The sequence below is a fragment of the Streptomyces viridifaciens genome (assembly GCF_001888885.2).
GTDB classification, from domain to species: domain Bacteria; phylum Actinomycetota; class Actinomycetes; order Streptomycetales; family Streptomycetaceae; genus Kitasatospora; species Kitasatospora aureofaciens.
Map to the genome: position 1 here is coordinate 1,662,487 of NZ_CP090841.1, position 25,112 is coordinate 1,687,598.

A 25,112-nucleotide genomic window follows, 5' to 3' on the forward strand; every position below is an offset into this window, starting at 1 on the left:
CCGCGACGCACGACGCCTGATGACACCTCATGACGCCCAGTCCGTGAGAGCCTCGTGAGAGGCGACGCGCGAGCGGGGGTTCGCGAGTGATTTGCCTCACGCCCCAACTGTGGGATGCTCCGCGCTTTCCGGAGCCTCCGATGGCGTCCTCCCCACAGCGCGGCGGCGCGGTCACGGGCGGGCCACCGGACGGTAGCCGTTCCCGGCGAGCCAGACCCGCGCCCGGCCGCGTTGCCGCTCCTCGGCGAACAGGTGGAACCGACGCAGCCCGTCCTCACGGCGGGCCAGCACGTCCTTGAAGCGGCGGAACGCGCCACGGCCGGCGATCGCGATCCCCAGGCGATCCGCGAAATCGGCGTCGCCGATCGTGGCGATGAACAGTTCCATGTCCCGGTAACCGTCCCGGGAACCCTCGCACCACGCCGGCAGCCACCGATCAGGATCCTCGTCGTCCTCCGTCTGCTCGTCGGAGTCGACCAGCTGCGGCCAGCAGTCACCTGTGGTCAGGTCGATCCGGCCACCACCGAGGACCGGGTCTCCTTCCAGCAACCCGGACAACTCCTCCAGATCCACCGGCAACGGCCTGAGCGGTGGCACCGGGCCGCGCCCCAGGGCAGCCGCAAGCTGCCGCGCCAGCTCCGCATCCCCCTCCCAGTCGCGCTCACCGAGTGCGGCGATGCACCGCTCGGCCAGGTCCGCCGCCCCCGGGACCCGCGCGGTCACCGCGTCGCCGACCGCATCTCCGACCTGCTGCAGAACCTCCGCGAACGGCAGCCCCGACAGCAGCGCGACCAGCGCCGCCCCGTCACCGGCATGCCGCGCCGCGCGCAGCCGCCGCAGACTCTCCTCGCTCCACGTACCCGTCATGGACAGCACGGTAGCGGCGCACCCGGTCCGGCGAACGCCAGGTCCGCGTTCAGGTAACGGGCGCGTCCGCCAACTCCTCGCGGATATGCCGATGTGGTGGGATGGGGCGCATGGGCTCGAACACGGTCTCCCCGGACGAGCTCGCCGCGCTGGTGGGCAGGTTGCGGTGGGACAAGCGCCGCCATCCCTACCACGGACGGGGCGAGTACCAGGCAACCGCCCACCAGGTACTGGAGACGGCGACCGCGCTGGTCGACGCCCGACGGGCCGGCACGGTCGTGCGGACGCTGCGCACCGCCGTGGACCGGGTCACCCGTGCGCTGATGTACCTGGACGACTCCTCTGGCATCGTCGGCGATGCGCTGCGGGAACTCACCGACCTCTACGCCCGCGCGTTGGAGCAGGCCCTGCCCATCAACCCCAAGACGCTCGCGTCCTGGCTGGTTGCGGCGCAGTTCGACGGCCCCGGCTGGCCCCGTATCCACCTGCGAGCGTTCGCGCCCGCCCTCGGCGAGCGGGGCACTGCCGAGATCACCGCCCAGGTCCAGGCACGCGCCGTCGGCGCCGCTTCGGACTCGTGGAGCGCCCAGTTCGCCGTCCGCGACTTCCGCGAGCAGCTCGCCGAGCTCACCGGCAACGTCGACCACTACATCGCGGTCCTCGCCGAGGACCTGAAGAGCCCGGAGCAGTACCGCAAGATCGCACGCGCCCTGCTCGACGCCGACCGCCCGGGCGAGGCCATCGACTGGGCCGGGCGCGGACTGGCCCACCACCCCGGCACCCCCTACAGCGACAGGCTCCGCGAACTGCTCGTCGACCTCCTCATCGATGAGGGCCAGGTTGACGCCGCGCTCGAGGTGCGCGTCACCGAGTTCAACCGTCACCCCGTCGCCGCCACCTTCCGTGCCCTGGCCGACACGTGCGACCGCGTCGGTGACACCACGCCGCTCGCAGCAGCCTTGGAGGCACTGCGCGCCCGGGCCACCGAGAACCCGCTCCGGCTGCGTGAACTCGTCCAGGCTCTGGACAGCGTGGGCCTGGACGAGGAGGCATGGTCCACCGCCGCCGCACACCCCGGCGATGTCGGGGCCCACCTGCTCCACTTCCTCGTCGAACGGCGCGAAGCGGCACGCCCCGCTGAGGTGCTCGGCCCCTACCGCTTCCTGGTCCAGGCCCAGCTCACCGACACCGGCCAGTACCGCTACGACCGCGCTGTCAGACTGCTCCGCCGCCTGCGCTCCGTACACACCGCAGCAGGCGACGCCGAGGGCTTCATCCGCTATCTCACCGAACTCCGCACCGAGCACAAGCGCAAGACCACTTTCATCGCCAAGCTCGACAAAGCCGGACTGGCCCCCTGACGTCGGTCCGGGCGAGTCCGGCTACCAGCCGCGCAGTTCCCTCCACCTCCGCTCGAACGCCTCCAGACCGTCGCGGCCGAGCAGATGCCGGTACTGACCGGTCGGGTACAGGGGCGAGGTGCTCGGGCGGCAGCTCGAGGAGGTTGAACGCCTGGTGGCGCGCACCGGGATGCGCCGCCGCCACCTCGGCCGGCTCGCGCTGGTCGGTCCGGCCCAGTTCGACCAGCAGCCCGTCGGGGCGCAGCAGCCGCAGCGACTCGTCGACGCGCTCGCCGGTCAGCGAGTTCGGACGACCGCCATCCGCCGGCCACCCGCGCCGAAGCCGCTCTCGCGGGACGAGGCGAGGTGGTCGTCGTCGACGCCGAGCTCACGCAGGGCGGGCCACTTGGCGGGACTGGCGGTCGCGTAGACCTCCGCGCCCAAGTGCCGGGCCAGCTGGACGGCGGCCATGCCGACGCCGCCCGCCTCCGGCGTGGATCAGGACGGGGTCGCCCGCGCGCACGCCGCCCAGCTCGGTCAGGGAGCGCAGGGCGGTCAGGTGAGCGACCGGCACGGCGGCGGCCCGGGTGAACGACCAGCCGTCGGCCGGACAGGACCCAGGGCAGCACCCCGGCACCGCCATTGCCGACGGAGCGCTCGACCAGCCCGCCAATCCTCCAGGATCACACGGCAGTTGGTGTCACCGATCCCGAACGAGCTGACCCCCGCGACCAGCGGCCGCTCAATGACGACCTAGTCCCAATCGAGGGAAATATGGGACTTTCTGACGTACGATTGGTCGACTCAGCTCGGATCCGATCCCGCACGTTCCCCGCAGCCGCCGAGCACCCCTGCCCTGCGTGATCGCCGGAGTATCAGCACTCTCAGGGACGGTGCGGGGCCGCAGCGAGCTCGCGGCCCGCGACGAAGTCCTCCTCGCCAAAGCCCGCCGCGCGACGCAGGCTTCCGCTCTCGATCAGGTCCATGACCGCGCGGATGTCCTGATCCAGCCGGCGGTCGTGGGTGACGAACGCACAGTGCTTCCGGATCAGCGCGTGCACCGCTCGGACGGCCGGCGACGCCAGTTCGACGCCCCGCAGCTCGATCGCCTGGGCGAGGGCGAGCAGGTGGATGGCCGCCATCTCGCGCACCAGCCCGTTGACGGTGCGCGCGTCGCGCGCCGAGATGGTGCCCATGCTGACGATGTCCTGGTTGTGGGCCTCCGTGGAGCGGGAGAACACGGAGACCGGACCCGTCTGTTTGAGGGCTTCCGCGGTGACGGCGGAGGCCGCGATCTGCATCCCCTTGAATCCGTGGTGCAGACCCGCCTGCGGATCGTCCGGCCTGCGCGCGGCGACCAGGTTGGGCGGCAGTCCCTCGTTGAACTTCTCGTCCACGACGAGCGCGAGCTGCCGGTCGAGCAGATTGGCCAGGCCCGCCACCGTGGTCTTGAGGCTGTCCATGGCCTGGCCGACGTGGCCCGCGTAGAAGTTGCCGCCGAGGTGGAGACCGTCTTCGTCCACGTCGAACAGGGGGTTGTCGGTGGCGGAGTTGATTTCGGTCTCCAGCCATCGCTCGACCCAGTCGAGCGTGTCCCGCGCGATGCCGATGATCTGCGGGGCGCAGCGCACCGAGTACTTGTCCTGGATCCTCTCGTTCAGCTTGACGTAGCCGCGCCCGGCAAGTTTCTCCCGGCGCATCAGGATCTCGTCGAAGGACGTGGCCAGCCTCGACCCCGCGAGCAGGGTCCGCACAGTCCTGGCGGACGCGACCTGCCCCGGATGCGGTTTGTTGACGTGCACGAAGGGGTGCAGGGCCGAGGCGTTGCCGCGCAGGGCCTCCAGGGTCATGGCCGTCGCCAGTTCGGCGACGAAGACCAGCTCCCGAGCGTCCCAGGCCGCGAGGACCGCGTAGGCCGCCGCGAAGGAGGTGCCGTTGATCAGGGCGATGCCCTCCTTGGGCTCGAGCCGCAGCGGCTGGATGCCCTCGTCGCGCAGGGCGTCGAGCGCCGGGCGGACCGTGCCCCGGTGCAGGACGTCACCTTCCCCGATCAGCGCCGCGGCCAGGTAGCACAGCGGCACCAGGTCGCCACTGGCGCCGACGGAACCCCGTTCAGGGATCAGCGGCAGGATGTCCCGGCGCAGGCACTCCAGCAGTGTCTCCACCGCCTCCGGCCGTATCGCCGAGACACCGCGGGCCAGCGCGTTGGCCCGGATCAGCATGGTCGCCCGGGCGACCGCGGGCACCGCCGCGGGCCCCACGCCGTTGAGGTGGTAGAGCACCAGATTGCGCTGGAGATCGGCCGCCTTGTCGGGCGAGATCTGCCGGATGCAGCTGTCGCCGAAGCCCGTGGTCACGGCGTAGATCGGGATCTCCTGGGCCAGGAGCGTGTCCTTGAGGCCCACGGAGGCTCGCATCCGCTCCGCTGCCCCGGCGGAGAGCCCCACGCGGGTGTCCCCGCCCTCCCGTCGCGCGGCCGCGGCAACCGAGCGGGGCGAGAGGGTGACTCCGTCGAGCTCGAGGTGCCGGCCCCCGGACATGTACGGCATGGTGCTGCTCCTCGCAGTGTGGTTACGAGCGGTGCGGGTACGGGCGGAAGGACCGGCGGCCTAGTAGACGCCCTCGATCATCTTCTGGCCGTCCATCTCGGCGACGGGATGGATGTTGCGCAGGGAGTCTCCGGCACCGGTGGGGCTGGGCACCCGGGTGGCCAGGTCACGTTCCAGGCTGTTGGGCACGAGGCCGTACCGGGTGAGGTAGTTCATGACGACGGCCCCCTCCTCCCCGAAATCGACCGGCCGGCCGGTGGCGGGGTCGACGACGCGGTAGATGACGTAGGGCGCGTACGAGTCGAAGACCACGTCTCCGGCGCCCTCCGGGTCGGGCCGCTGCACCGTGCCGCTGAGCACGGAGGTGCTGCCGTACGAACCCCGGAACTGCGCCTTGGGAAAGATCTCCGACGACAGGTAGTCCAGGGCGTCGAGGTCCATGTGGGCCCCGGTCCAGATCACCAGCCGCACCTTCTCCTCGATCAGGGCGCGCGTCGAGGGCCGCTCGGCCATGCGGGCCAGTAGCGGGGGCGTGGTGATCAGGAACGCGATGTCCTGGGAGCGCAGGACGAGTTCGGCCTGCTCGAGGAGGTGGTCGACGTAGGCGGCCGCGCCGGCGGTGTCGCCCTTGGCGATCAGGCGCTTCACCCAGCGCGGGTCCAGGTCGATGGAGAACCTGATGCCGCCTCGGGCGTTCGCGATCCGCTTGGAGTACTCGCCGAGCATGTGCGGGCCGCTGGGCGCCACGGCCAGGGCGTGTCCCTCGCCGTCGGCCGTGTAGTGGGAGTTCTCCCACTCCATGTACTGGTCGAACCAGTTCTCGAACATGACGAAACGCTTGGGGGCGCCCGAGGTTCCGCCGCTCTCGTACACGGCGAACGGCTTCTCCGCGGCGTCGATGCCCCGGGGGATCAGGTGCTCGACCGGAACGTCCCGCAGTTCGTCCACCAGATTGGGGAACTTCAGCAGGTCATCCACGGACCGGACGTCCTTGATCGGGTCGAATCCCAGACGGTCCCGCCGCTCCAGCCAGAACCGGGAACCGGTGGCCGGGTCGAAGTGCCACCGCATCATCGCTCGGATGTGTTCGTTGGCCTGTTCACAGGTGTCCATGACGTGTCACCGCTCTTTCTCGATGAGGATTGCGCAGGGAGGAGGGAATGGCAGATGGGTAAGGGCGAGGCGTGAGAAAGGAATTGATTTTCCCTCACACACCGTGGTAAGAACCGCCGTTGATCTGCAAGATCTGCGAGGTGACGTAGCCGCCCGCCGGGGAGCACAGGTAGAAGCCGAGTTCCGCGGCCTCCGCCGGGTCTCCCGCCCGTCCCAGGGCGGTCTGCCGGACAAGCATGGTCTCCCGCGCCGTGGTGAGCCGGTCGCCGAAGAAGTCGGTGCCCGCGAAGTAGCCGGGCGCGATGACGTTCGCGCTGATGTCGCGCGGGCCCAAGCGCGCCGCCAGGGTGTGGACGTACGAGTGGAGGGCGGCCTTCGCGGCGCCGTAGGCACCCGTCCCGCCCGATCCGCGGTAGGCGGCGATGGAGCTGTAGAGCACGATGCTGCCGCCGTCGGCCATGACGGGGAGCAGTCCTTCCACGGCGATGACCGAGGTCACCACGTTCGACTGGTAGGCCTCCTGCCATTCGATGAGGACCGAGTCGATGTCCTCTCCCCCGGCCTGGGGGGCGGAACCGGCGCAGCACACCAGGCCGCTGACCGACAGTCCGGTGGACTTCACGTACTCCTGGAGCCGTGCGACCGACCCGGGGTCGGACATGTCGAGGGCGAGCAGGGCGACGTCCGCGCCCTCGACGCTCGACTCGATCTCCTTGACCGCCTGCGCGAGGCGGTCCTCCCGCCGCCCGATCAGCAGCACCTTGTCCTTGTTCTCGGCGAACCGCTTCGCCGTGGCCTTGCCGATACCGGCGCTGGCACCGGTCACCACGATCAACCTGGACATGAGGGTCTCCTTGGGGAAATCGAAGAAAGCAGAGAAAGGGAGGGAAGAGGGGGTGCCGGAATTCAGCCGAAGAGCTGTTCTGCGATGTCCAGCAGCGCACCCTCGGCGTTCGGCCGTCCCACCAGCTGCATGCCCGCCTGCGGAGCCGTCGGCACGGACAGGGCAGGCCAGCCCAGCAGGCTGGCTATCGGGGTGTATCCCGCCATGGTGTCCACGGCGGGGTCGTGGACGTCGGGGAAGAGCATGGGCCAGGTGCGGATCGACTCCGGGGTGGGCAGTGCGAAGGGATAGACGGGGAGCAGCAGGGCGTCGATCTCCTCGGCGTCCAGCCGGGCGCGGAGGTCCTGTGCGAGGGCCGGCTGCTGTCGCCGCAGCTCTTCGGCGGCCTCGGGGGCGACCCGCTCGCCGAGCCGCAGCACGTTGAGCACGTCTTCGCCGAGCGGTGCCAGTGCCGCGGTGTGCGGGGTGAGCTGCTCGTAGGCCTCCCGCGCGCAGAGCGCCCAGGCGGCGGAGCGGACCTTCCACAGGTCGCCCAGGGAGATCCGCACCACGTCGAAACCACGGGCGGCGGCCGTCTCGGTCAGCTCCTCGTACGCCCGCAGGATGCCCGGTTCGCAGGCGCTGTCCTCCAGGACGTCGGTGACCAGGGCCAGCCTTCGGGCCGGCCGACCGTCCCGGGCCGGGGCCTCCAGCACGTCGAACCGCTCCAGGGCGAACCTGAGGTCGTCGATGGTCCTGGCGAACCACCCGACCGCGTCCAGCGAGGGCGACACGGGCAGCACACCGTCGAGCAGGGCCGGGTCGTAGGTCATGCGCAGGCCGACCACGCCGCACGCGACGGACGGGATCCGCACCGAGCCCAGCGAGTCGCTGCCCACGGCCACGTCGCAGATGTTGGCGGCGACGGCGACGGCGCTCCCGGTGCTGGACGCGCCGGGCCAGCCCCCGGGGACGACCGGGTTCACGCAGCCGGCGTCGAGTCCGAGCGTGGCCTCGGTCAGCCGGGTCTTGCATGTGACGTACTCGGCCGGCACGCCGTCGAGTACGGGCGCCGTCCACTGCGGATGGGCCCGGAACCGGGGGGATCCGGCGCCGGTCGCGAAGTCCCGGCAGTGGATGTTGTCCTTGACGCCGACCCGCAGCAGCGGCCGGCGTTCCGGATGGATCTCGGTGGCCGCCCGGAAGCGTTCGTCCGCGGTGCGCGCCCACTGCCGGCCGGCGTCCGCGCACGCCTGGCCCCACGCGGGGTCCTCGGCGGCGCGACGCAGCCTTTCGCGCAGCGCGCCGGTCAGCACCGGCGGCATGTCGTCCAGCCCGTTTTCCGGGTCACCGGCGGCACCCGTACCGGCCCCACCGGTGAAGAATTGCTTCATGTGATCAGCCTTTGCGGTGAGTTGAACGGACCGGTCAGAGCGCTGCGAGCAGGGCTTGCCGGTCCGGTTTTCCGGTGTCGGTCCGCGGAATGCGGTCCATTTCCACGATCTTCGCAGGACTCGGGAAGCCCAGGAGAGCAGCTCTGATGTCGGCGACCTCCACGCCCCGTCGGCGGCCCGTCCAGAAGACCGCGTAGCCCTCGCCGGTGAGCGCGTCCTCGGGGAGGGCCAGCGCGACGCACTCAGTGTCCGGCAGGCGGGTGCTCAACTGTTCGTCGACCCTGGCGAGATGCACCTTGATCCCGTTCACCTTGATCAGGGAGGTGGCACGGCCGACGAGCCGGAAAGCACGAGGACCCGTGAACTCCACCAGGTCCCCCGTCGTCCACCGGTCCGGAGGCCGTGGATCGTTCTCCGGGCGGGCCAGGCGCGGGCTGCGGATCACCAGTTCCTCCGGCCCTCCTGCCGATCCCTCGGCGTCCCGTACGAGGGACACGTCGGGAAAGGCCTGCCACTCGCGCGTGCCGTCCCCGTCGGGAGCCAGTGGCCGGTGGGCGATGCCACCGGTCTCCGTCGCCCCGAGGATCTCGTGCGCCCGCAGCAACGGGCTTGCCTGGCGGACGAGTTCGTACGCGGCGGCCGGCACGGTCGCAGAGCTGTGCAGGGCGACGACCGACCGGGCACGCTCCAGCGCCGGCCAGCCGCGCCGCAGCAGCTCCCAGGCCATGGGGATGCAGACGACCAGGACGCGCGCGCCGGGCGCGACGGAGCAGGGCTCGAAGGGGTCGGCCCACGCCTGGTGGACCCGGACCTGCCTCATGCGTGGCAGCCACTCGCCGAAGAGCGCACCGAACAGGTGCCGTGGCGGGGCGTAGTTTATGACCTCGTCGACCACGCCGACCAGGTGCCTGCCGATGAGGTCCACCTCGCTCTCCATCTGGTGCGGCAGCCGGAACCAGTGGCGCGGGACGCCCGTGCTGCCGGACGTCCGGAAGTGGATCTCCTCTTGGCGAGCGGCTGTCCGCGTCATGCCAGCTGGTCCTCCACCCGCTCACGCACGTACTCGGCGACCCGGTCGAGCGTGCTGAACGAATAGCGGACGTCGTCACCCACGAAGTCGACCTCGATGCCGAACTCGCCCTCGACGGCGGTGACGAACTCGAGAGCCGCCAGGCTGTCGAATCCGGGCAGCGCCATGGACAGGTCCGCGTCCTGGGCCAGCGCGCGGGCGGCCTCGCCGAAGCGCTTCTCGAGGACGGTCAGCACGCGGGTGGTGATCTCCGTGCGGTCAGCGGTCTGCATGGTCGGGACCTTTCTCTCGGCTGCGGGCGGCCGGCTGCGGGCCGGCGCTCGTCATCGATCCCGATTCCAGGTAGAAGACCCGGTCGGGCTGGGTGGGTTCGAAACGGACGAGGCAGTGGGCGGAGTCCGCGTCCAGCCCCAGTGCGGCCCTGATCTCCTGGGCCAGTTCCGTCAGGTACGCGTGGTCGCGGTCGGGATGGACGTGACACACGACGGACGCCCACCGGGCCTGGCCGGCAGCGCCCTCGCTCTCGCCGTACGAGGTCTGCGGCATTCCCCCGGCGAAGTACGCCATGGGCTCGGTGATGTGGAAGGTGACCACCACGTGCCCGGCGTTCGAGCCGTGCGCCGTCAGCCACCGGGTGAGGCGCAGGGCGGCCTTCAGCCGCGCGGAGGGGGTCAGCGGGGTGCTGGTCACATGGACGGTCGGCATCGGTCCGCGCCTTTCACGACAGGGCCAGCGGCGGCAGGGCGTGCTGCTCGGACGACAGCCGCAGTTCCAGGCGCCGTCCCAGGCAGTCGGCGAGCGGACCGCCGCTCGCGGCCATGAGGGGCGTCCAGGCGAAGCCGCCGTCGGCCGTACGGACGCTGTCCAGGAACTTCCTCAGGTGCTCGGGGTCCACGGCCAGACCGAACACGTCCGCCGCAAGGGTGGATTCGTAGGTGCTCAGCAGGTCGGGAACCCGATTGCCCTCGTTCGCGAAGCCGCCGCCGCGCACCCGGTGCCGGGTGAGCGCGTCGCCCACCGCGGCGGCGTCGGTCCGGCCGGTGCGGTGGAGCGCCCTGAGCGCCTGGAGAGTGGCCCGCAGGGCGGGGCGGCCGCCGGGCACGTTGGCGTACTGGCCAGGCACGGTCTCGCAGGTGGCGACGTATCCGGCGATGCCGGGCAGACAAGCCGCGGCGGCGTCCCCCTCGGTGCGGTGCAGGATCTCCGCAGCCGCGCAGGTCGACACCATGTCCGACGCGCGGCCCTCCCAGTACCCGTATCCGCCGTCGGGGTTGCGGATCGCCGTGGCGAGCCAGTCCGCGATCCTGAGGCGGGCCGCGGCATCGTTGGCGAACGCTCCCGCGGACAGGCCCCACAGGGTGCAGCGCACCTCGCTGCCCCGGCCAGGCATGTACATGATGCCGTTTTCATTCGGCATCATGCAGCTCTCCATCCAGCGCACGGCGTCGCGTTCCCCGGTGCCGGAGAGACGGCCGGCCAGCAGGTGCGCGGAGGTGGTGAGCACCTCCGAGGCCAGTTCGGGCTCGCGGTAGGTGAACCCGCCCTGACCGGTCCGGAAGGACAACACCGCCTCGACCACCCGGTCGGCGATGTCGTCGAGACCGGCGCCGAGCTCCCGCAGCGCGCCCACCGCGCAGAACGCCGCCCACACGTCCGGTACGGGATAGCCCGGCCACCGGGTGAAGGAACCGTCCGGGCTCAGCCGGGCCCGGATCCAGGCAACGCAGCCCTCCACGTCCCGCGGGGTCTCGTCCAGGCGTCGCAGCGCACTGGTAGCCCGGAACGTCGCCCACAGGCAGTCCGTCTCGTCGCCCTCCTGGAAGGTGAACCCGCCGGCCGCGCTCTGCCGTCCCCTGAGCCAGCCGGTGAGCCGCTCGCGATCCCAGGGCAGCGGGCCCCGCCCGCCGGTGGCCGTGCGCCAGGCGGTGATGGCGTAGTAGCAGGCGCGCACGTCGGACGCGCCATCCTTCGCGTGGCCGGGGCTCCAGGCCAGTCCGCCGTCCTCGGCCTGAAGCGCCGCCAGCCAGTCCTGCAGGGCCTCGGGCGGCTGCTCGCCGTAGATCTCCACCAGGGTGCGCACGGCGTAGTACGTCGCCCAGACGTCGGACGCCTGGCCGGGCGTCATCGCGAACCCGCCGTCCTCGTTCGCCGCGCTCCACACCCACGCGGAACTCGGCCGGCCAGCCTCGCCACGGCTGCCGTCCGGCAGGTCGGCCATCGCCTGGGTGCAGTAGTAGGTGGCCCAGGCGTCGGAACTCATGCCGGCCGACCACGCGTAGCCACCGTCGGAGTTCTGCCGCGAGGCCAGGAAGCCGGCGACGGTTTCAGGGGAGGGCAGATCGCCGACGCGGTCGAGCCACCTGAGGGTGCGCACGGCCGCATAGGTGCACCACAGGTCGGACTCCCCGGAGACGACCCCGGACGACCTCAACAGTGTTTCGTACGTCATGCCGGCACCACCTCGTCGACGACGCGGAAGTTGGATCGCTTCCAGCTCTTCTGGGAACCACCGCTCTTCGTGGTCACCGGCAGCCTGTTGACGAACCGGACCTCGTCCCACCGGAAGCCGAGGCGCTCGTGCGTGCGCTCCTGAATGAGGCCCGCCTTGCCGGACTCGGCGTTCCTGTCGGCGCTCGGGTCCCGTTCCAGCAGCAGCCTGGCCCACGCGCCGGCCTCGTCGATCTCGATCAGATAGCCCATGACGTCGCGGTTGGAGTAGACAACGCCTTCGAGGTCGCGGGTGCGCACCCGGCTGCCCTTGATCGCGGTCCCGTCGCTGCCCCGGCCGTGCACCGTCACCACCGGAGCGTCCGCGCCGCAGGGGCAGTCGCCGGACAGGGACACCTCGTCACCCATGTCGAGGCGCAGCAGGGGGCGCGCGTCGTTGTTGAGCGGCGTAACGACGAGCCGGCCCGTGCGCCCGGCCTCGGCCGGGCCGACGCCCGAGTCGTCCGCAATCTCGAAGTGGTTGGCACCGCGCAGCAGATGGAGCCGGTCCTGTGCACAGCAGGCGGCCAGCGTGCCGCTCTCCGTGCTGCCGTAACTCGCGTCGAACGCGCGGGCGTTCCACCAGTGCCCGGCCATCTCGCGCAGCTCGGGCGTACTCACCTCGCCGAGCAGCATGAGCAGTTCGACCGGCTCGCGCAGCTGCTCCAGCAGGCCGCGCTTCTTCATGATCTGCGAGAACTGGAGGAGGACGCCAGGTGCCACGAACAGCACGGTCGGCCGGAAGACCTCCCACAGGCCCGCGATCCGGTCCCAGTCGGAGATCCCGGTCGTGTACGGGTAGGCCTTGACGTGCGGAATGCCGAGGAATTCGCAGACGCCGACCATCAGGTCGGCCACCGGCACGATGTCCGAGGGCAGCAGGATCAGCGCTCGGTGACCGCCGTCCGCCAGCAGCGGGCGCCAGGCCTCGGCGACCGACACGGTGTTGGCGATCATGTCCTGGGAGGTCCGGGGCGTGGGAGTGGGCGTGCCCGTCGTACCCGTCGTCTGGTAGTACTTCAGCCCTCCGCCGGCCGGGACCCGCAGGTAGTCCAGGGGCCGGGCCTTGAGCTGGTCCTTGGACGTCACGGGCAGGTCATGGAACGCCCGCATCGAGAATGCGCCGAGCGACCCGTACGCGGACGTCTGCTCCGCTCGCTGCCACACGTCGGTCAGCTTCGAGGCGTAGTAGGTCTCGTCGTACTCCTCGTCGCGCTGGTGAGCGGTCACTTCCCGCTGTATTCGCTCCAGGAATTCGAGATCGCTCCGGGAGTTAATCTTCATTTCCCACTCCTTGATCGCGGCGGAAGAGCCTCAGCGCCGACGCCGACGCCAGAGTCGTCAGCGTGGCGAGAGCAGTCATGGACCACAGGGTCGACACGAACGACGTCGATGCGTCCCCGTGCGCGCCCTGGCCCGAGTACAGGGCGAGGAAGACCGCCTGGCCGGCGGCCATCGCGCAGTTGCAGATGGTCAGCAGCATGCCGGAGGCGACTCCGGAGAACCGGGTGGCCACCGAAAGCAGGACCACGTTCATCAGCGGCGGCACGACGACCCCCTGGGCGACTCCCGTGACACCGGCCAGCGACGCGGTGAGCGCGAGCGCGCCCGTCCGCGGCAGGTCCTGCGCGGCGATCAGCAGCAGGCGCGTGGCCACCATGCCGACGCAGCCGACCACGATCACCGTGGGCCCGAGCCGCCGTGCGGCTTTGTGCGCCGTGGCCGACCCCAGAGCGAATCCGATGCCCAGCGGTGCGGTGAGGAGCCCCGTGGCGAGCTGGGACAGCCCGAAACCGCTCTGGAGGTGAAAGGCCAGCACGACGTTGAAGCCGGCCGTCCCGACGAAGTAGACGCCGAGGATGGCGAGCCCCACGCCGACGCTGCCCCGCGCGAACATCGCCGGCGGGATCAGCGCGGTGTCCCGCTTGCGCCGCTCCAGCGACCGTTCGTACCTCCACAGGCCGACCAGCAGCGCGACCAGGCCGACCAGCAGCGCGGTCAGGAGACCTGGGGAGCCGAGGCGGGGGAAGGACAGCGGGACCAGCAGCGTCACCATGGCCGACGCCAGCAGCACCGGTCCCAGGACGTCGAACCCCTCGACCCTGCCACGTGACTCGGGGACGAGGCCGCGCCGGCTCGCGGCCAGGATGAACGCGCAGATCGGGATGTTGATGACGAAGACCGACCGCCAGCCGGTCGCCCCGACCAGGAACCCGCCGACGATCATGCCGCTGATCGTCGCCATTCCTAGGGTCGCCCCGTACAGCGAGGTCGCGACCTCCGCCTTGCGCCGGAACGAGGCCTTGATGATCGCCAGGACCTGGGGAACCATCAACGCCGCCGACAGCCCCTGCAGCACCCGCAGCGCGATCAGCGCCGGGAGGGTGGGCGCCAGCGCGCAGGCGATCGAGAACAGCAGGAACAGCAGCACTCCGGTGCGGAAGACCGCGCGCCGCCCGAACTTGTCCCCGAGTTTGCCGCCCAGGACCAGTGCGGCGGCGAAGGCCAGGATGTAGCCCGACCCCACCAACTGGACCTGCTCGACGCTCACGCCGAAGTGGTCGCGGATGGTGTTGAGCGCGATGTTGACGACCGTCGTGTCCAGCGTTCCGAGGAACGCTCCGGCGAGCAGGGCGGACAACGCCAGCCACGATTCCCCGGAGAGTCCGGCGGTCTCCGCCGGGGCCGTCCGTTCGCTAGTCGCCATGGGCCAGCCCCTTGGCGCGCATCAGGAACTCCCCGAGGAACCCGTCGTGCGGCACGTCCTGATGGACCCAGGAAGTCGGCCTGCCCCAGTACACGTTGGAGACCGCCGTGAACTCCACGGCCCGGGCGACCAGCGCCGCGTCTCCGGTGTGCAGCGCCAGCACCAGGGAGCCGTCGAGGACATCCGGCGCATCGCGCTCGAAGGGGGCCACCCACACGCAGGGGAAGGGAACCTCGTACGACAGCAACGGGTTCTTGGCGGAGGCCAGTTCCACGACCGCGGGCGTGATGGTCGCCAAGGCGCCCTCGCCGCCCAGCCGTTCGACCCTCGGCGCCAGGTGCACCGTGGCGTTGCCGGCCCGTTCCAGGACCGCCGCCGCCAGCCGCTCCGCGTCGGCCTCCGGCATACACGGTAGACACGCCGCGTCGTCCTGCGGCCCGACCAGCACCAACTCCCGCAGTGCATCGGCCAGTTCCCGGGCAAAGCCCGCCGGGTCGTGCTCGACCAGCACGCCCGTGGTCGCGGTGCACGCCGTTCCCGCGTGATACGCCGCGCCCTCGACCGCGAGGGCGAGCCCGGCGCGCCGGTCCGCGTCGGCGGCCACGACCAGCTTCGAACGGCCCGGGCCCTGGATGAGGACGTCACTCCGGTTGCGGTACTTGTCGACGACGTCCTGGCCTCCGTACACCAGGGCGCGGTCCGCCCGCTCGATGATCAGGTCCGCCGTGGCGTGGTCGCAGGGGACCAGGACCAGCTGGGTGGTGGGCACCCCCGCCTGCCACAGGGCGGTGACGAGCCGGAAGGGGGTGAGCGGATCCCGGTTGGAGGGGCGTACCACGACCCGGTAACCGAGGGCCAGCGCCTCCAACCACATCGAGTGGACGCCCGGGCTGTTCCCTGCCGCGTGCACGGCGAAGACGTCCCCGGTGCGGCACCACGCGGCGCCCGCCGCCGGCGTCTCCGGCACGGGGGCACCCAACGCCGCGCAGCCCGTGGGCCGGGCCAGCGAGGGCGCCCGCAGCACGTCCCGAAGGGTCTCGGTGATCAGTCGGTCGCATTCGCGTACGACGCTGACGGGCGTGCCCGTCAGCGCCGCCACCCGCCCCTGGTGAGCGGCCAGGTCGTCGCCCAGGATCTCCTCGGCCTCGAAGACGTCGGCCGCCTTCCTGAGCACGTCGGGCATCTCCGCGACGGACAGCGGCTCGCTGCCGCGCAGCGTGTCGATCCAGTGGGAGACGACCAGTCCCGGGACCGAGGCCAGTTCCAGGACGGGGACGCCGGAGGCGTCCGTCACGGACGTGCGCCTGCGCGTCCGGTACTGTCCGGCCGGCCCCAATGCGGCGATGTCCAGCATGCTCGCTCTCCTGTTCCCTTCGGCGAGTGGCGGTGCGTACGGTGGTGCGCGCGTCAGCGCGTGGCAGCGGTCGCGGCGCGGCGACGGCGGACCGCGGCGGCGAGGTCCCGGAGCACCTCGGCGGTGGCGTCCCAGCCCATGCAGGCGTCGGTAACGCTCTGGCCGAACACCGGCTCGCCCTCCCCGAGCTCCTGGCGTCCGGGGATCAGGAAGCTCTCCAGCATGACGCCGCGGATGTCCGTGCCGCCCTCGGCGATCTGTTCCCCGATCTGGCGGGCGACCACGGCCTGTTGCACGTGGTCCTTGCCGCTGTTGCCGTGGCTAGCGTCGATGACCAGCCCGGTCGGCAGCCCGGCCTCGGCGAGCAGGCGTGCCGTCTCGCGGACGTTCTCCGCGTCGTAGTTGGGCCGGCCCGAGGCACCCCGCAACACCACGTGGCAGTCGGGGTTGCCGCTGGTGTGCAGCTTGACCGGCCGGCCGTCCGGCCCGAGGCCGAGGTAGGCGTGCGGGGCGGCCGCGGACCGGACGGCGTCGACGGCGACGCCCACCGAGCCCGTGCTTCCGTTCTTCATGCCCACCGGCATGGGCAGACCGCTCGCCAGCTGGCGGTGGACCTGGCTCTCCACCGTGCGTGCGCCGATGGCTCCCCAGGAGACCAGGTCCGCCAGGTAGGCCGGAGCAGCGGGGCTCAGCCATTCCGTCGCGATGGCGGTCCCCATCTCGGCGATCTCCAGCATGAGCGCCCTGGTGGCGCGCAGCCCCCGGTCGAGGTCCAGGCTGCCGTCCAGCGCCGGATCGGTGAGCATTCCGGTCCAGCCGACCGTGGTGCGGGGCTTCTCGATGTACACGCGCATGACGACTGCCAGGTCGTCCATGAGGTCGCGGCCCAGGTCCCCCAGGTACTTCGCGTACGCCAGACCGGCGTTCACGTCGTGGATCGAGCACGGGCCCACGACGACGAGCAGCCGGTCGTCGTCGCCGTCGAGCACCTGACGGGCCACCAGGCGACCGGCGTGTACCGACCGGGCCGCGGACGCGGTCAGCGGCAGTTCGCGCAGGAGTTCCTCGGGCGTGCTCACCCAGTGCGTACGGTGTGCTCCACCGACGCCGTCCGGGGTGAATTCACCGATCGCGGAGTCCATGGATTCCGCGGAATCCGTGGACTCCCCGGACAGCGTGTCAAGAGTTCGCATCGTTCCCCCAATTCGTTCTACCCAGCGCAGCGGTTGTGCGTCGTCAACGAATGAAATCGGGCGGATGACGACAGCGGCGCCCACCCGTCCGGCAGTCACGTCGTCCACCCTGGCCCACGTCCGGGCAGGCGCGCCACCTGTGTCGCATGCAGCAAGGTGCGGTGCACCTTGCTGCACCATCGGGCCGCGCCGCAACCGCTAACATCGCGACGTAGCCGTCGCCGAATTCCACGCCGTTCCATGCTGCGTGCCGACGCTTTCCCTACGCACCGCATTCCCCCGGTAATTCTTCCGTTCACCACGGGCCCACGCCCCCCAGGAGCAGAATTGACCACTGATACCGATTCCGGCATCGGATCGACCGCCCGGATACCCGGTTCGAAAAGCCTGACCAATCGAGTGCTGCTGCTGGCCGCCGCGGCGAACGGGGTCAGCCGGCTCCGCGCACCGCTCGTCAGCGACGACACACTCGCGTTCCGCACGGCACTGGCGGAACTCGGCGTCCGGATGGACGGCGGCCCGCTGGAGGAGTACTGGGACGTGACCGGAACGGGCCGGGGGCCGACCGGCCGGGCCCGGGTCTGGTGCGCGGACGCCGGTACGGCCGCCCGCTTCCTGCCCCCCTTCGCCGCCACCGGCCACGGCTCCTTCCTCTTCGACGGCTCGGAACAGCTGCGGGCACGCCCGCAGGCGCCGCTGTCCGACGCGCTCCTGGGACTCGGCACGCGGGTGGAGCCGGGCCCGGGCGGCGGACTGCCCCTGCTGGTACGGGCCGACGGTCTGGACGGCGGCGAGATCACCGTCGACTCGCGCATGAGCAGCCAGTACCTCAGCGGTCTGCTGATGGCCGCACCGCTCATGCGGCGCGGACTGCGGGTGCGCATCCGGCGGTTGGTCAGCCGTCCCTACGTCGACATGACGCTGGCCCTGATGCGGCGCTTCGGCGCCCGCGTCACGGAGGACGGCGACGGTGGGTTCACCGTCGAACCCGGTGGCTACACCGCCACCGACGTGACCGTCGAACCGGATGCCTCCACGGCCTCGTACTTCTTCGCCGCGGCAACCGTCACCGGACGGACCGTCACCGTGCCGGGGCTCGGCGCCGGCAGCACCCAGGGCGACCTGCGCTTCGTCGACGTCCTGGCGCGGGCGGGTGCTCAGGTGCGGGTGGGACCGGACGCCACGACCGTGACCGGATGCGGCCCGCTGCGCGGGGGCTTCGACGTCGACATGGGTGACATCTCGGACACCTTCATGACCCTCGCCGCCGTCGCCCCGCTCGCGGACGCGCCCATCACCATCCGCGGCATCGGCCACGCCCGGCTCAAGGAGTCCGACCGGATCGCCGCCGTCGCCGCCAACCTCCGGTCCTGCGGCGTGGCCACCCGGGAGGGCCCCGACGAGATCACCATCCATCCCGGACCGCTGCGCCCGGCCCGGATCACCTGCTTCCGCGACCACCGCATCGCGATGGCCTTCTCCGTGCTCGACCTCGCGGCCCCGGGCGTCGTCACCCTCGACGACCCGCGCTGCGTCACCAAGACGTTCCCCGGGTTCCACACCGAGCTGCGGCGGCTCTTCCCGTCGCACGAACTTCCCCTTCCCGCAACCGAGTCCACTGAGGAGCACCGATGAGCAGGCTGCGTTGGCTGACCGCTGGGGAGTCCCACGGTCCCGCACTGGTCGCGACGCTGGAGGGCCTGCCTGCCGGCGTGCCGATCACCACGGAGTCGGTGGCGGACCACCTCGCGCGGCGGCGGCTCGGGTACGGCCGCGGTGCGCGCATGAAGTTCGAACGGGACGAGGTCACCTTCCTGGGCGGCGTCCGGCACGGCCTGACCCTCGGTTCCCCGGTCGCGATCATGGTGGGCAACACCGAGTGGCCCAAGTGGGAGCAGATCATGGCGGCCGACCCGGTCGACCCCGGGATCCTCGCCGGGCTCGCCCGCAACGCGCCGCTGACCCGGCCCCGTCCCGGCCACGCCGACCTGGCGGGCATGCAGAAGTACGGCTTCCACGACGCCCGGCCGGTCCTGGAGCGCGCCTCCGCCCGTGAGACCGCGGCCCGGGTGGCACTCGGCGCGGTCGCCCGGTCGTACTTGAAGGAGACGGCGGGCATCGAAATCGTCTCGCACGTGGTCGAGCTGGCCTCCGCCGCGGCTCCACGGGGTGTCTACCCGACACCGGCCGACGTCGAGAAACTGGACGCCGACCCGGTGCGCTGCCTGGACGCGGACGCCTCGAAGGCGATGGTCGCCGAGATCGACCAGGCCCACAAGGACGGCGACACCCTCGGCGGTGTGGTGGAGGTCCTGGCCTACGGCGTACCGGTGGGCCTGGGTTCGCACGTGCACTGGGACCGCAGGCTCGATGCCCGCCTCGCCGGTGCCCTCATGGGCATCCAGGCGATCAAGGGCGTCGAGATCGGTGACGGCTTCGAGCTGGCCCGGGTGCCGGGCTCGCGGGCGCACGACGAGATCGTGAGGACCGACGAGGGCATCCGGCGGGCCTCCGGCCGCTCCGGCGGCACCGAGGGCGGTCTGTCCACGGGTGAGCTGCTGCGTGTGCGGGCGGCGATGAAGCCGATCGCGACCGTGCCGCGTGCCCTGCGAACGGTCGACGTGACCACGGGCGAGGAGGCCCAGGCGCACCACCAGCGCTCGGACGTCTCCGCGGTGTCGGCCGCCGGGATCGTCGCCGAGGCCATGGTCGCACTGGTGCTGGCCGACGCGGTCGCGGAGAAGTTCGGCGGCGACAGCGTGGCCGAGACCCGCCGCAACGTGCGGTCCTACCTCGCCAACCTCTCGGTCGGCCGGGCCACTTGAGGGAGCGACGTCGTGGCGGCGGCGGGCCGCCGCGACGTCCCCGGACGGGCCGGCCCCAGCCGTCCTGCCCGCCGCCCACGAAGACGCGGGCGCACGACGCCGCACGAACATGCAGCAAAGTGCCCGACAACTTGCTGCACCTGCCCGACGGTGGCCGGAATTCCGCGGATTCGACAAGCTGAGGTCATGCCTCAAAACCACTCGGAACTCACGCTTGCCTATGTCGAGTTCTACGTCGGCGATGCATCCGCGCGTGCCGAGGAACTCCGGCGCCGATATGGATTCGAGGTGTTCGCGACGACAGGTGCCCCGGGCCCCGACAGCGAACGCCACTCCCTGGCCCTACGGCAGGGCGGCGTCACCCTGATCGTCAGCCAGGGCGCAGCAGCCGCCTCGTACGTGGAGCGTCACGGGGACGGCGTCGCGGACATCGCGTTCCACGTGGACGACGTCTCGGACGCCTTCGCCAGGGCGGTGCGAGCGGGCGCCCGGCCCGTTCGCGAGCCCTCGGGCGCTCCGGAGCCGCAGGCGGCGTTCGCCGTGTTCGGCGATGTCGCCCACACCCTGCTCCCGCACGGTGTTCCCCTTCCCCCCGGCTTCTCCCCCGTCACGCGCGACGCCCGCACGGGCCTGGCGGATTTCGAAGCTCTGGACCATTTCGCCGTCTGCGTCGAAGCGGGCGACCTCGCCGGCACGGTCGAATTCTGGCAACGTGCCTTCGGTTTCTCCTCCGTCTTCCGGGAGCACATATCGGTCGGCGTTCAGGCGATGAACTCCGAAGTCGTGGGGAACGCCGCAGGAGACGTCGTCCTCACCATCATCGAGCCGGACCGCGAGGCCGGTCCGGGGCAGATCGACGAATTCCTCCGGGAACACCGGGGCCCGGGAATCCAGCACCTGGCGCTGCGTACGCGCGACATCGTCGGCACGCTCGACCGCCTCGCCGCACAGGGCGTCGAGACGCTGAACGTGCCCGACACCTACTACGACGCGCTGCCCGAGCGCGTCACGGTCACCGAGTACAGCCTGCCGCAACTGCGCAAGGCCCGGATCCTGGTGGACGAGGACCACAACGGCCGGCTCTTCCAGGTCTTCACCCGGTCCGTCCACCCGCGCCGGACCTTCTTCTTCGAGGTGCTGGAGCGGTGCGGCGCCGAGACCTTCGGAAGCAACAACATCAAGGCCCTATACACGGCCGTCGAGTCCGAGCGCGTGCTCTCCGCAGCAGTGTCGCCGCGATGACCGCGCCGGTCACGGACTTCGCAACTCGTCATCGATCCCGGGAGGCATCGGCGTGCGCGGCGATCTACTGATCATCGGAGCGGGTGCGACGGGCGTGAGCGTCTTCGCCAACGCCGTCCGCCACGCTCACCACCGGTCCATCCGGCTCATCGACCCCCGGGAGGTGGGCCGGGGCGTGGCCTTCGGTGAGACCCACCCGGACCTGTTGACCAACAGTTCCTGCGAGGTCAACTCGCTGTTCGTGGACGAGCCGTACGACTTCGTGGACTACCTGCGCGGCCACGGCCTCTCCTACACCCCGCAGGACGTCGTTCCGCGCCGGTACCTCGGCGAGTACTGCGCGCAGCGCTTCGAGGAGCACGCCGCCCTGGCCCGCGCACGCGGCACCCGGGTCGAGCGGTCCCGGGCCCGGGCGCTCTCCATCGGCCGGGACGGCGAGGGCTACCGGGTCCGGCTGAGCGACGGCAGCGAGGTGCGCGGCTCGGACGTCGTGATCTGTTCCGGGCTCGAACGGCCCCGGCTGCCGGACCTGATGCGCGAGCACGAGGGGCATCCGGCGTTCACCGTCGGCCCGTTCCCGGCCGAACGCCTGCTGCGACGCGTGCCGACGGCTTCCCGGGTGCTGCTCATCGGCTCGCGCCAGTCCGCCGTCGACGCCGCGCTGCTGCTGTGCGGACAGGGCGACCGCGTCACCATGACCTCGCCGTCCGGGGCCCTGCCCTCGGTGCGGACCCGGACCCCGCTTCTGCCCGCCGCGGTCACCGCACCGGCCCGGATACGGGAGTTGCCCGTGTCAGGCACGAATCCGGTACCCGAACTCACGCGGATCTTCGTGCGGTCCGTGCGGCAGGGCGATGCGCGGCCGCTGGCGGAGCAGTTCACCGCGGAGAGCGACCCGGTGCGCCGGCTGCGGGCGGAGATCGCGCTCGCCGAGAGCGGCGCCTGCGCCTGGCAGGACATCGCCGTCGGGGTCAGCGCCGAACTGGCGGACTGGCTGCCGACCCTGCCGGCGGCGACGCGATCCGAGGTGCTCGCCGCCTTCCGGGAAACCGGTCGGCGCTATGCCACCGCACTGATCCTGCCCAACGCCAGGAAGATGCTCGGCCACATCGACGGCGGGGCCCTGGAACTCGCGCCGACCCATCCGGCGCGGGTGAGCCGCCAGGGCGCCGAGTGGGCGGTGGAATGGCCCGACGGGCGTACCCGCACGTTCGACCACGTGGTGAGCGCCTGCGGATACGAACCGCCCACCCTGTGGCGCGACCCCCTGAACGGCGACATCCACCTGGACGGGGCGCCGCGGCACGCCGTCCGTGTCGACCACCTCGGACCGGACCTGCGTGTCCGGGCCTCCGCGGACGCGCAGCCCGAGAACGTCTGGATCGTGGGCGCCGGCACGCACGTACGCGTCCTGTTCTTCGCCACGCTCCTCTACGTCGCCGCCCGCCAGGCCCGCGACGTGGCCGCCCAACTGGCCTCGCCCGCGGAACCCGCCTCCCGGGAACCGGCGTTCGCCGCCGGCCGCTGACCCCTTCGCGGCCGCCCCCCTGCCCTCCTTCGGCCGTCGCCGCCCCTGACGAGAACGGAATCGGATCGCCATGCCCGCCCCCCACGTGACCTCCGTCCCCCAGGCGTTCCGCGCCCCGGTCGCGCACACGCCCGACGCCGTCGCGGTCCGCTCCCCGGACGTCCGGCTCACCTACCGGGAGATCGACGACCTCTCGGACCGCCTGGCCCGGACGCTGCTCGCCGCGGGCGCCGGACCCGAGACACCGGTGGCCGTCCTCCTGGCACACACGCCGCTCCTCGTGGTCTCCCTCCTCGCCATCCTCAAAGCGGGCTGCGCGTACGTGCCGTTGCACCCCGGCTACCCGGCCGACCGCATGCGCCGCGTGCTCTCCCGAAGCGGTGCCCGGCACCTGCTGGTCGACTCCCGCTACCGGGACGTCCTTCCCACCGACGGCTCGCACGTGATCGACGTGGACGCGGACGCCTGGCGGTCGGCACCGGCGGGAGCGCCCGAGGTCCGCATCCGCCCGGACCAGCTGGCGTACCTGATGTACACCTCCGGTACGACCGGAGAGCCGAAGGGCATCGCGGTCACCCACCGGAACCTGCTGGACCTGGCCTTCGACTCCTGCTGGCGCGGCGACGCCCACCGCAGCGTGCTGTTTCACGCGCCCTACGCCTTCGACATCTCCGACTACGAGCTGTGGGTACCGCTGCTGGCCGGTGGGGAGATCGTGCTGCCGGCGGGCGGCTCGGTGGACGGCGGACGGCTGCCGCGGCTGATCCGCGAGTCCGGGGCACGTGCCGTCCATCTGACCGCCGGCCTGTTCCGGGTCGTCGCGGAGGAGGACCCGGGCTGCCTCGCCGGGGTCCAGGAAGTGCTGACCGGCGGGGACGTGGTCTCCGCGGACGCGGTCCGCCGGGTGTTCCGGGCCTGCCCCGGCATCACGGTGCGGGTGCTGTACGGGCCCACGGAGACCACCCTGTGCGCCCTTCAGCACGAGATGCGCTCCGTCGACGAGGTCGGGGACGTGATCCCGCTCGGGCGCCCGCTCGACGGCACCGGCGTGTACGTCCTCGACGCCGAGCTGTGCCCGGTGCCCGACGGCGCGACGGGTGAACTGTGCATCGCCGGGGCGGGCCTGGCGCGCGGGTACGTCGGCCGGCCCGAGGAGACGGACGCCGTGTTCGTACCGAATCCGTTCGGCCCGCCGGGCTCCCGGATGTACCGCACGGGGGACCTCGCGCGCCGGGAGCCCGACGGCCGGCTCGTCTTCGCCGGGCGCGCCGACGAGCAGGTGAAGGTGCGCGGCTTCCGGGTCGAACTCCCCGAGGTGGAGGCCGCCCTGACCAGCCACCCCCAGGTCCGGGACAGCGTGGTGGTGGCCCGGGACCGGTCCGGCGACAAGCAGCTGATCGCCTACGTCGTCCCCGCCGGCGACGCCCCGGTGGCGCCGGACGCACTCCTGACGCACGTGGCCGCGACACTGCCCGACTTCATGGTGCCGGCGGTCGTCGTCCCCCTCGACCGGCTGCCGCTGACGCCCAACGGCAAGGTCGACCGTCGGCAGCTGCCGGCCCCCGAGGCCCCGCGCGGGGCCGGGGCCGGGGCCGAGCCCGCCTCGTCGACCGCTCGGCTGGTCGGCGAGCTGTTCGCCCAGGTCCTGGGCGTGGAGCGGGCCGGTTCGCAGGACGACTTCTTCGACCTGGGCGGCACCTCGCTGCTCGCGATCCAGCTGCTGACCCGCGTCCGCGCGGTGTTCGGCCTCGAACTGGAGCTGTCCCGGATGTTCACCGACGCCACCGTCGCCGGCCTGGCCGCGCTGGTGGACGCCGGGATCAGGGACGAGCGTGGCAGCACGGGGACCCTGCTGCCCATCCAACCGGGTGGAGGGCAGCCGCCGTTGTTCTGCGTGCACCCCGGGTTCGGCCTGAGCTGGTGCTACTTCGCCCTGTCCCGGCGCCTGGGCGCGGACCAGCCGATCTACGGCTTCCAGGCACGCGGCACCACCGGGCCGGCCACGCTGCCCTCCAGCGTGCGGCAGATGGCCGGCGACTACGTACGCCTGTTGCGCACGGCCCGGCCCACCGGCCCCTACCGCCTGCTCGGCTGGTCGTTCGGCGCCGTCGTCGCCCAGGAGATGGCGGTCCAGCTCCAGGCGCTCGGCGAGCGGGTCGAACTGCTGGCGATGCTGGACGGATACCCGCCGCAGGACCGCGGTTCGCACGCTGGGCACGAGCAGCAGATCGTGCGCGGCCTGCTGACCGACCTGGGCGTGGAAACCGCGCACCTGACGGACGAACAGCTCTCGGCCACGGCCGTCGCCGACCTGCTGGCCGGCGCACAGGACGGCAGCGGCTTCCTGAGCGGCTGCGACGGCGACGCCATCCTGCGCGTCTTCGGCAACAACCAGCGGATCCTGCGGGAACACATCCCCGGACGCTTCGACGGAAGGGCCGTGTTCTTCACCGCCACGCGCAGCTGGCCCGCCGACGGCGAGGACGCGCGGTTCAGGTCCTGGCTGCCGTACCTGTCGGAGGGCATCGAGCACCACGGTGTCGACTGCCTGCACAAGGACATGCTGCGGCCGGTGCCCGCGCGCGGGATCTCGGACACCGTCCGCGGGCACCTCGGGGCGTTGTCCGCCGTCGGCTGAGCCGCCCGGCGAGCGGAGCCGA

The 25,112-nt window shown here is 71.6% G+C and carries 20 protein-coding genes; 6 read left to right on the forward strand and 14 right to left on the reverse strand.

What is annotated here, in order from left to right; all coding sequences use genetic code 11:
- Nucleotides 1-171 precede the first annotated feature (171 nt).
- Nucleotides 172-867, reverse strand: coding sequence for a UPF0158 family protein (locus BOQ63_RS14950; protein WP_107488505.1), 696 nt, complete (start codon nucleotides 865-867; stop codon nucleotides 172-174).
- 110 nt (nucleotides 868-977) lie between these two features.
- Here BOQ63_RS14950 and BOQ63_RS14955 point away from each other — a divergent pair, with 110 nt between their 5' ends.
- Nucleotides 978-2,228, forward strand: coding sequence for a hypothetical protein (locus BOQ63_RS14955; RefSeq protein ID WP_030289277.1), 1,251 nt, complete (start codon nucleotides 978-980; stop codon nucleotides 2,226-2,228).
- A 276-nt stretch (nucleotides 2,229-2,504) separates the two neighbouring features.
- On the opposite strand, the gene BOQ63_RS14960 is transcribed toward BOQ63_RS14955, so the two are convergent.
- The 13 genes from BOQ63_RS14960 to BOQ63_RS15020 form a co-directional block, all read right to left on the reverse strand.
- Entirely contained in the window at nucleotides 2,505-2,678 is a 174-nt protein-coding gene (locus BOQ63_RS14960) for a hypothetical protein (RefSeq protein ID WP_167395737.1), read from the reverse strand.
- A 413-nt stretch (nucleotides 2,679-3,091) separates the two neighbouring features.
- A complete protein-coding gene (locus BOQ63_RS14965) occupies nucleotides 3,092-4,756 on the reverse strand; it encodes an aromatic amino acid ammonia-lyase (protein WP_030289279.1) in 1,665 nt (554 codons plus the stop codon).
- 60 nt (nucleotides 4,757-4,816) lie between these two features.
- Complete coding sequence (locus BOQ63_RS14970) at nucleotides 4,817-5,869, reverse strand: phenylacetate--CoA ligase family protein (protein ID WP_030289281.1); 1,053 nt, start codon at nucleotides 5,867-5,869, stop codon at nucleotides 4,817-4,819.
- 94 nt (nucleotides 5,870-5,963) lie between these two features.
- The gene (locus BOQ63_RS14975; protein WP_030289283.1) at nucleotides 5,964-6,713 is read right to left on the reverse strand and encodes an SDR family NAD(P)-dependent oxidoreductase; all 750 of its coding nucleotides are present in this window, start codon (nucleotides 6,711-6,713) and stop codon (nucleotides 5,964-5,966) included.
- A gap of 62 nt (nucleotides 6,714-6,775) precedes the next feature.
- A complete protein-coding gene (locus BOQ63_RS14980; RefSeq protein WP_051747209.1) occupies nucleotides 6,776-8,086 on the reverse strand; it encodes an amidase family protein in 1,311 nt (436 codons plus the stop codon).
- A gap of 34 nt (nucleotides 8,087-8,120) precedes the next feature.
- Nucleotides 8,121-9,116: an acyl-CoA synthetase family protein gene (locus BOQ63_RS14985; RefSeq protein ID WP_072654429.1), complete on the reverse strand. Its 996-nt coding sequence runs from the start codon at nucleotides 9,114-9,116 to the stop codon at nucleotides 8,121-8,123.
- On the reverse strand, nucleotides 9,113-9,388 hold the full coding sequence (locus BOQ63_RS14990; protein ID WP_030289289.1) for an acyl carrier protein: 276 nt from the start codon (nucleotides 9,386-9,388) through the stop codon (nucleotides 9,113-9,115). Before BOQ63_RS14990 ends, BOQ63_RS14985 begins: the two co-directional genes overlap by 4 nt.
- Complete coding sequence (locus BOQ63_RS14995) at nucleotides 9,375-9,821, reverse strand: hypothetical protein (protein WP_051747210.1); 447 nt, start codon at nucleotides 9,819-9,821, stop codon at nucleotides 9,375-9,377. The genes BOQ63_RS14990 and BOQ63_RS14995 overlap by 14 nt, the downstream gene beginning before the upstream one ends.
- Before the next feature lie 13 nt (nucleotides 9,822-9,834).
- Entirely contained in the window at nucleotides 9,835-11,565 is a 1,731-nt protein-coding gene (locus tag BOQ63_RS15000) for a prenyltransferase/squalene oxidase repeat-containing protein (protein ID WP_072654430.1), read from the reverse strand.
- The gene (locus BOQ63_RS15005; protein WP_030289293.1) at nucleotides 11,562-12,887 is read right to left on the reverse strand and encodes a phenylacetate--CoA ligase family protein; all 1,326 of its coding nucleotides are present in this window, start codon (nucleotides 12,885-12,887) and stop codon (nucleotides 11,562-11,564) included. Before BOQ63_RS15005 ends, BOQ63_RS15000 begins: the two co-directional genes overlap by 4 nt.
- Entirely contained in the window at nucleotides 12,877-14,310 is a 1,434-nt protein-coding gene (locus BOQ63_RS15010) for an MFS transporter (protein ID WP_072654431.1), read from the reverse strand. The genes BOQ63_RS15005 and BOQ63_RS15010 overlap by 11 nt, the downstream gene beginning before the upstream one ends.
- Nucleotides 14,300-15,664, reverse strand: a complete 1,365-nt coding sequence (locus tag BOQ63_RS15015; protein WP_072654432.1) for an aldehyde dehydrogenase family protein — start codon at nucleotides 15,662-15,664, stop codon at nucleotides 14,300-14,302. The genes BOQ63_RS15010 and BOQ63_RS15015 overlap by 11 nt, the downstream gene beginning before the upstream one ends.
- 53 nt (nucleotides 15,665-15,717) lie before the next feature.
- A complete protein-coding gene (locus BOQ63_RS15020) occupies nucleotides 15,718-16,743 on the reverse strand; it encodes a 3-deoxy-7-phosphoheptulonate synthase (protein ID WP_318277881.1) in 1,026 nt (341 codons plus the stop codon).
- A 441-nt stretch (nucleotides 16,744-17,184) separates the two neighbouring features.
- Here BOQ63_RS15020 and aroA point away from each other — a divergent pair, with 441 nt between their 5' ends.
- The 5 genes from aroA to BOQ63_RS15045 all read left to right on the forward strand — a co-directional run bounded on the left by aroA (nucleotide 17,185) and on the right by BOQ63_RS15045 (nucleotide 25,090).
- On the forward strand, nucleotides 17,185-18,492 hold the full coding sequence (gene aroA, locus BOQ63_RS15025) for a 3-phosphoshikimate 1-carboxyvinyltransferase (RefSeq protein ID WP_223885941.1): 1,308 nt from the start codon (nucleotides 17,185-17,187) through the stop codon (nucleotides 18,490-18,492).
- Nucleotides 18,489-19,682 (forward strand): chorismate synthase, encoded by a 1,194-nt coding sequence (gene aroC / locus BOQ63_RS15030; protein ID WP_030289307.1) that lies wholly within the window; start codon nucleotides 18,489-18,491, stop codon nucleotides 19,680-19,682. The genes aroA and aroC overlap by 4 nt, the downstream gene beginning before the upstream one ends.
- A 12-nt stretch (nucleotides 19,683-19,694) precedes the next feature.
- On the forward strand, nucleotides 19,695-20,924 hold the full coding sequence (gene hppD / locus BOQ63_RS15035) for a 4-hydroxyphenylpyruvate dioxygenase (protein WP_454132190.1): 1,230 nt from the start codon (nucleotides 19,695-19,697) through the stop codon (nucleotides 20,922-20,924).
- Between the two features lie 52 nt (nucleotides 20,925-20,976).
- Complete coding sequence (locus BOQ63_RS15040; RefSeq protein ID WP_072654433.1) at nucleotides 20,977-22,452, forward strand: FAD/NAD(P)-binding protein; 1,476 nt, start codon at nucleotides 20,977-20,979, stop codon at nucleotides 22,450-22,452.
- A 70-nt stretch (nucleotides 22,453-22,522) separates the two neighbouring features.
- Nucleotides 22,523-25,090, forward strand: coding sequence for a non-ribosomal peptide synthetase (locus BOQ63_RS15045; RefSeq protein ID WP_072654434.1), 2,568 nt, complete (start codon nucleotides 22,523-22,525; stop codon nucleotides 25,088-25,090).
- Nucleotides 25,091-25,112 lie beyond the last annotated feature (22 nt).

Excerpts from the sequence above, each read along its gene's own strand:
- BOQ63_RS14990 (WP_030289289.1), bottom strand. The coding sequence starts at position 9,388 with ATGCAGACCGCTGACCGCACGGAGATCACCACCCGCGTGCTGACCGTC.
- BOQ63_RS14960 (WP_167395737.1), bottom strand. The coding sequence starts at position 2,678 with ATGGCCGCCGTCCAGCTGGCCCGGCACTTGGGCGCGGAGGTCTACGCG.
- BOQ63_RS15010 (WP_072654431.1), bottom strand. The coding sequence starts at position 14,310 with ATGGCGACTAGCGAACGGACGGCCCCGGCGGAGACCGCCGGACTCTCC.
- BOQ63_RS14985 (WP_072654429.1), bottom strand. The coding sequence starts at position 9,116 with ATGACGCGGACAGCCGCTCGCCAAGAGGAGATCCACTTCCGGACGTCC.
- BOQ63_RS14950 (WP_107488505.1), bottom strand. The coding sequence starts at position 867 with ATGACGGGTACGTGGAGCGAGGAGAGTCTGCGGCGGCTGCGCGCGGCG.
- BOQ63_RS14995 (WP_051747210.1), bottom strand. The coding sequence starts at position 9,821 with ATGCCGACCGTCCATGTGACCAGCACCCCGCTGACCCCCTCCGCGCGG.
- BOQ63_RS15000 (WP_072654430.1), bottom strand. The coding sequence starts at position 11,565 with ATGACGTACGAAACACTGTTGAGGTCGTCCGGGGTCGTCTCCGGGGAG.
- BOQ63_RS14980 (WP_051747209.1), bottom strand. The coding sequence starts at position 8,086 with ATGAAGCAATTCTTCACCGGTGGGGCCGGTACGGGTGCCGCCGGTGAC.
- BOQ63_RS14975 (WP_030289283.1), bottom strand. The coding sequence starts at position 6,713 with ATGTCCAGGTTGATCGTGGTGACCGGTGCCAGCGCCGGTATCGGCAAG.
- aroC (WP_030289307.1), top strand. The coding sequence starts at position 18,489 with ATGAGCAGGCTGCGTTGGCTGACCGCTGGGGAGTCCCACGGTCCCGCA.
- BOQ63_RS15015 (WP_072654432.1), bottom strand. The coding sequence starts at position 15,664 with ATGCTGGACATCGCCGCATTGGGGCCGGCCGGACAGTACCGGACGCGC.
- BOQ63_RS14955 (WP_030289277.1), top strand. The coding sequence starts at position 978 with ATGGGCTCGAACACGGTCTCCCCGGACGAGCTCGCCGCGCTGGTGGGC.
- BOQ63_RS15005 (WP_030289293.1), bottom strand. The coding sequence starts at position 12,887 with ATGAAGATTAACTCCCGGAGCGATCTCGAATTCCTGGAGCGAATACAG.
- BOQ63_RS15045 (WP_072654434.1), top strand. The coding sequence starts at position 22,523 with ATGCCCGCCCCCCACGTGACCTCCGTCCCCCAGGCGTTCCGCGCCCCG.
- BOQ63_RS14965 (WP_030289279.1), bottom strand. The coding sequence starts at position 4,756 with ATGCCGTACATGTCCGGGGGCCGGCACCTCGAGCTCGACGGAGTCACC.
- BOQ63_RS14970 (WP_030289281.1), bottom strand. The coding sequence starts at position 5,869 with ATGGACACCTGTGAACAGGCCAACGAACACATCCGAGCGATGATGCGG.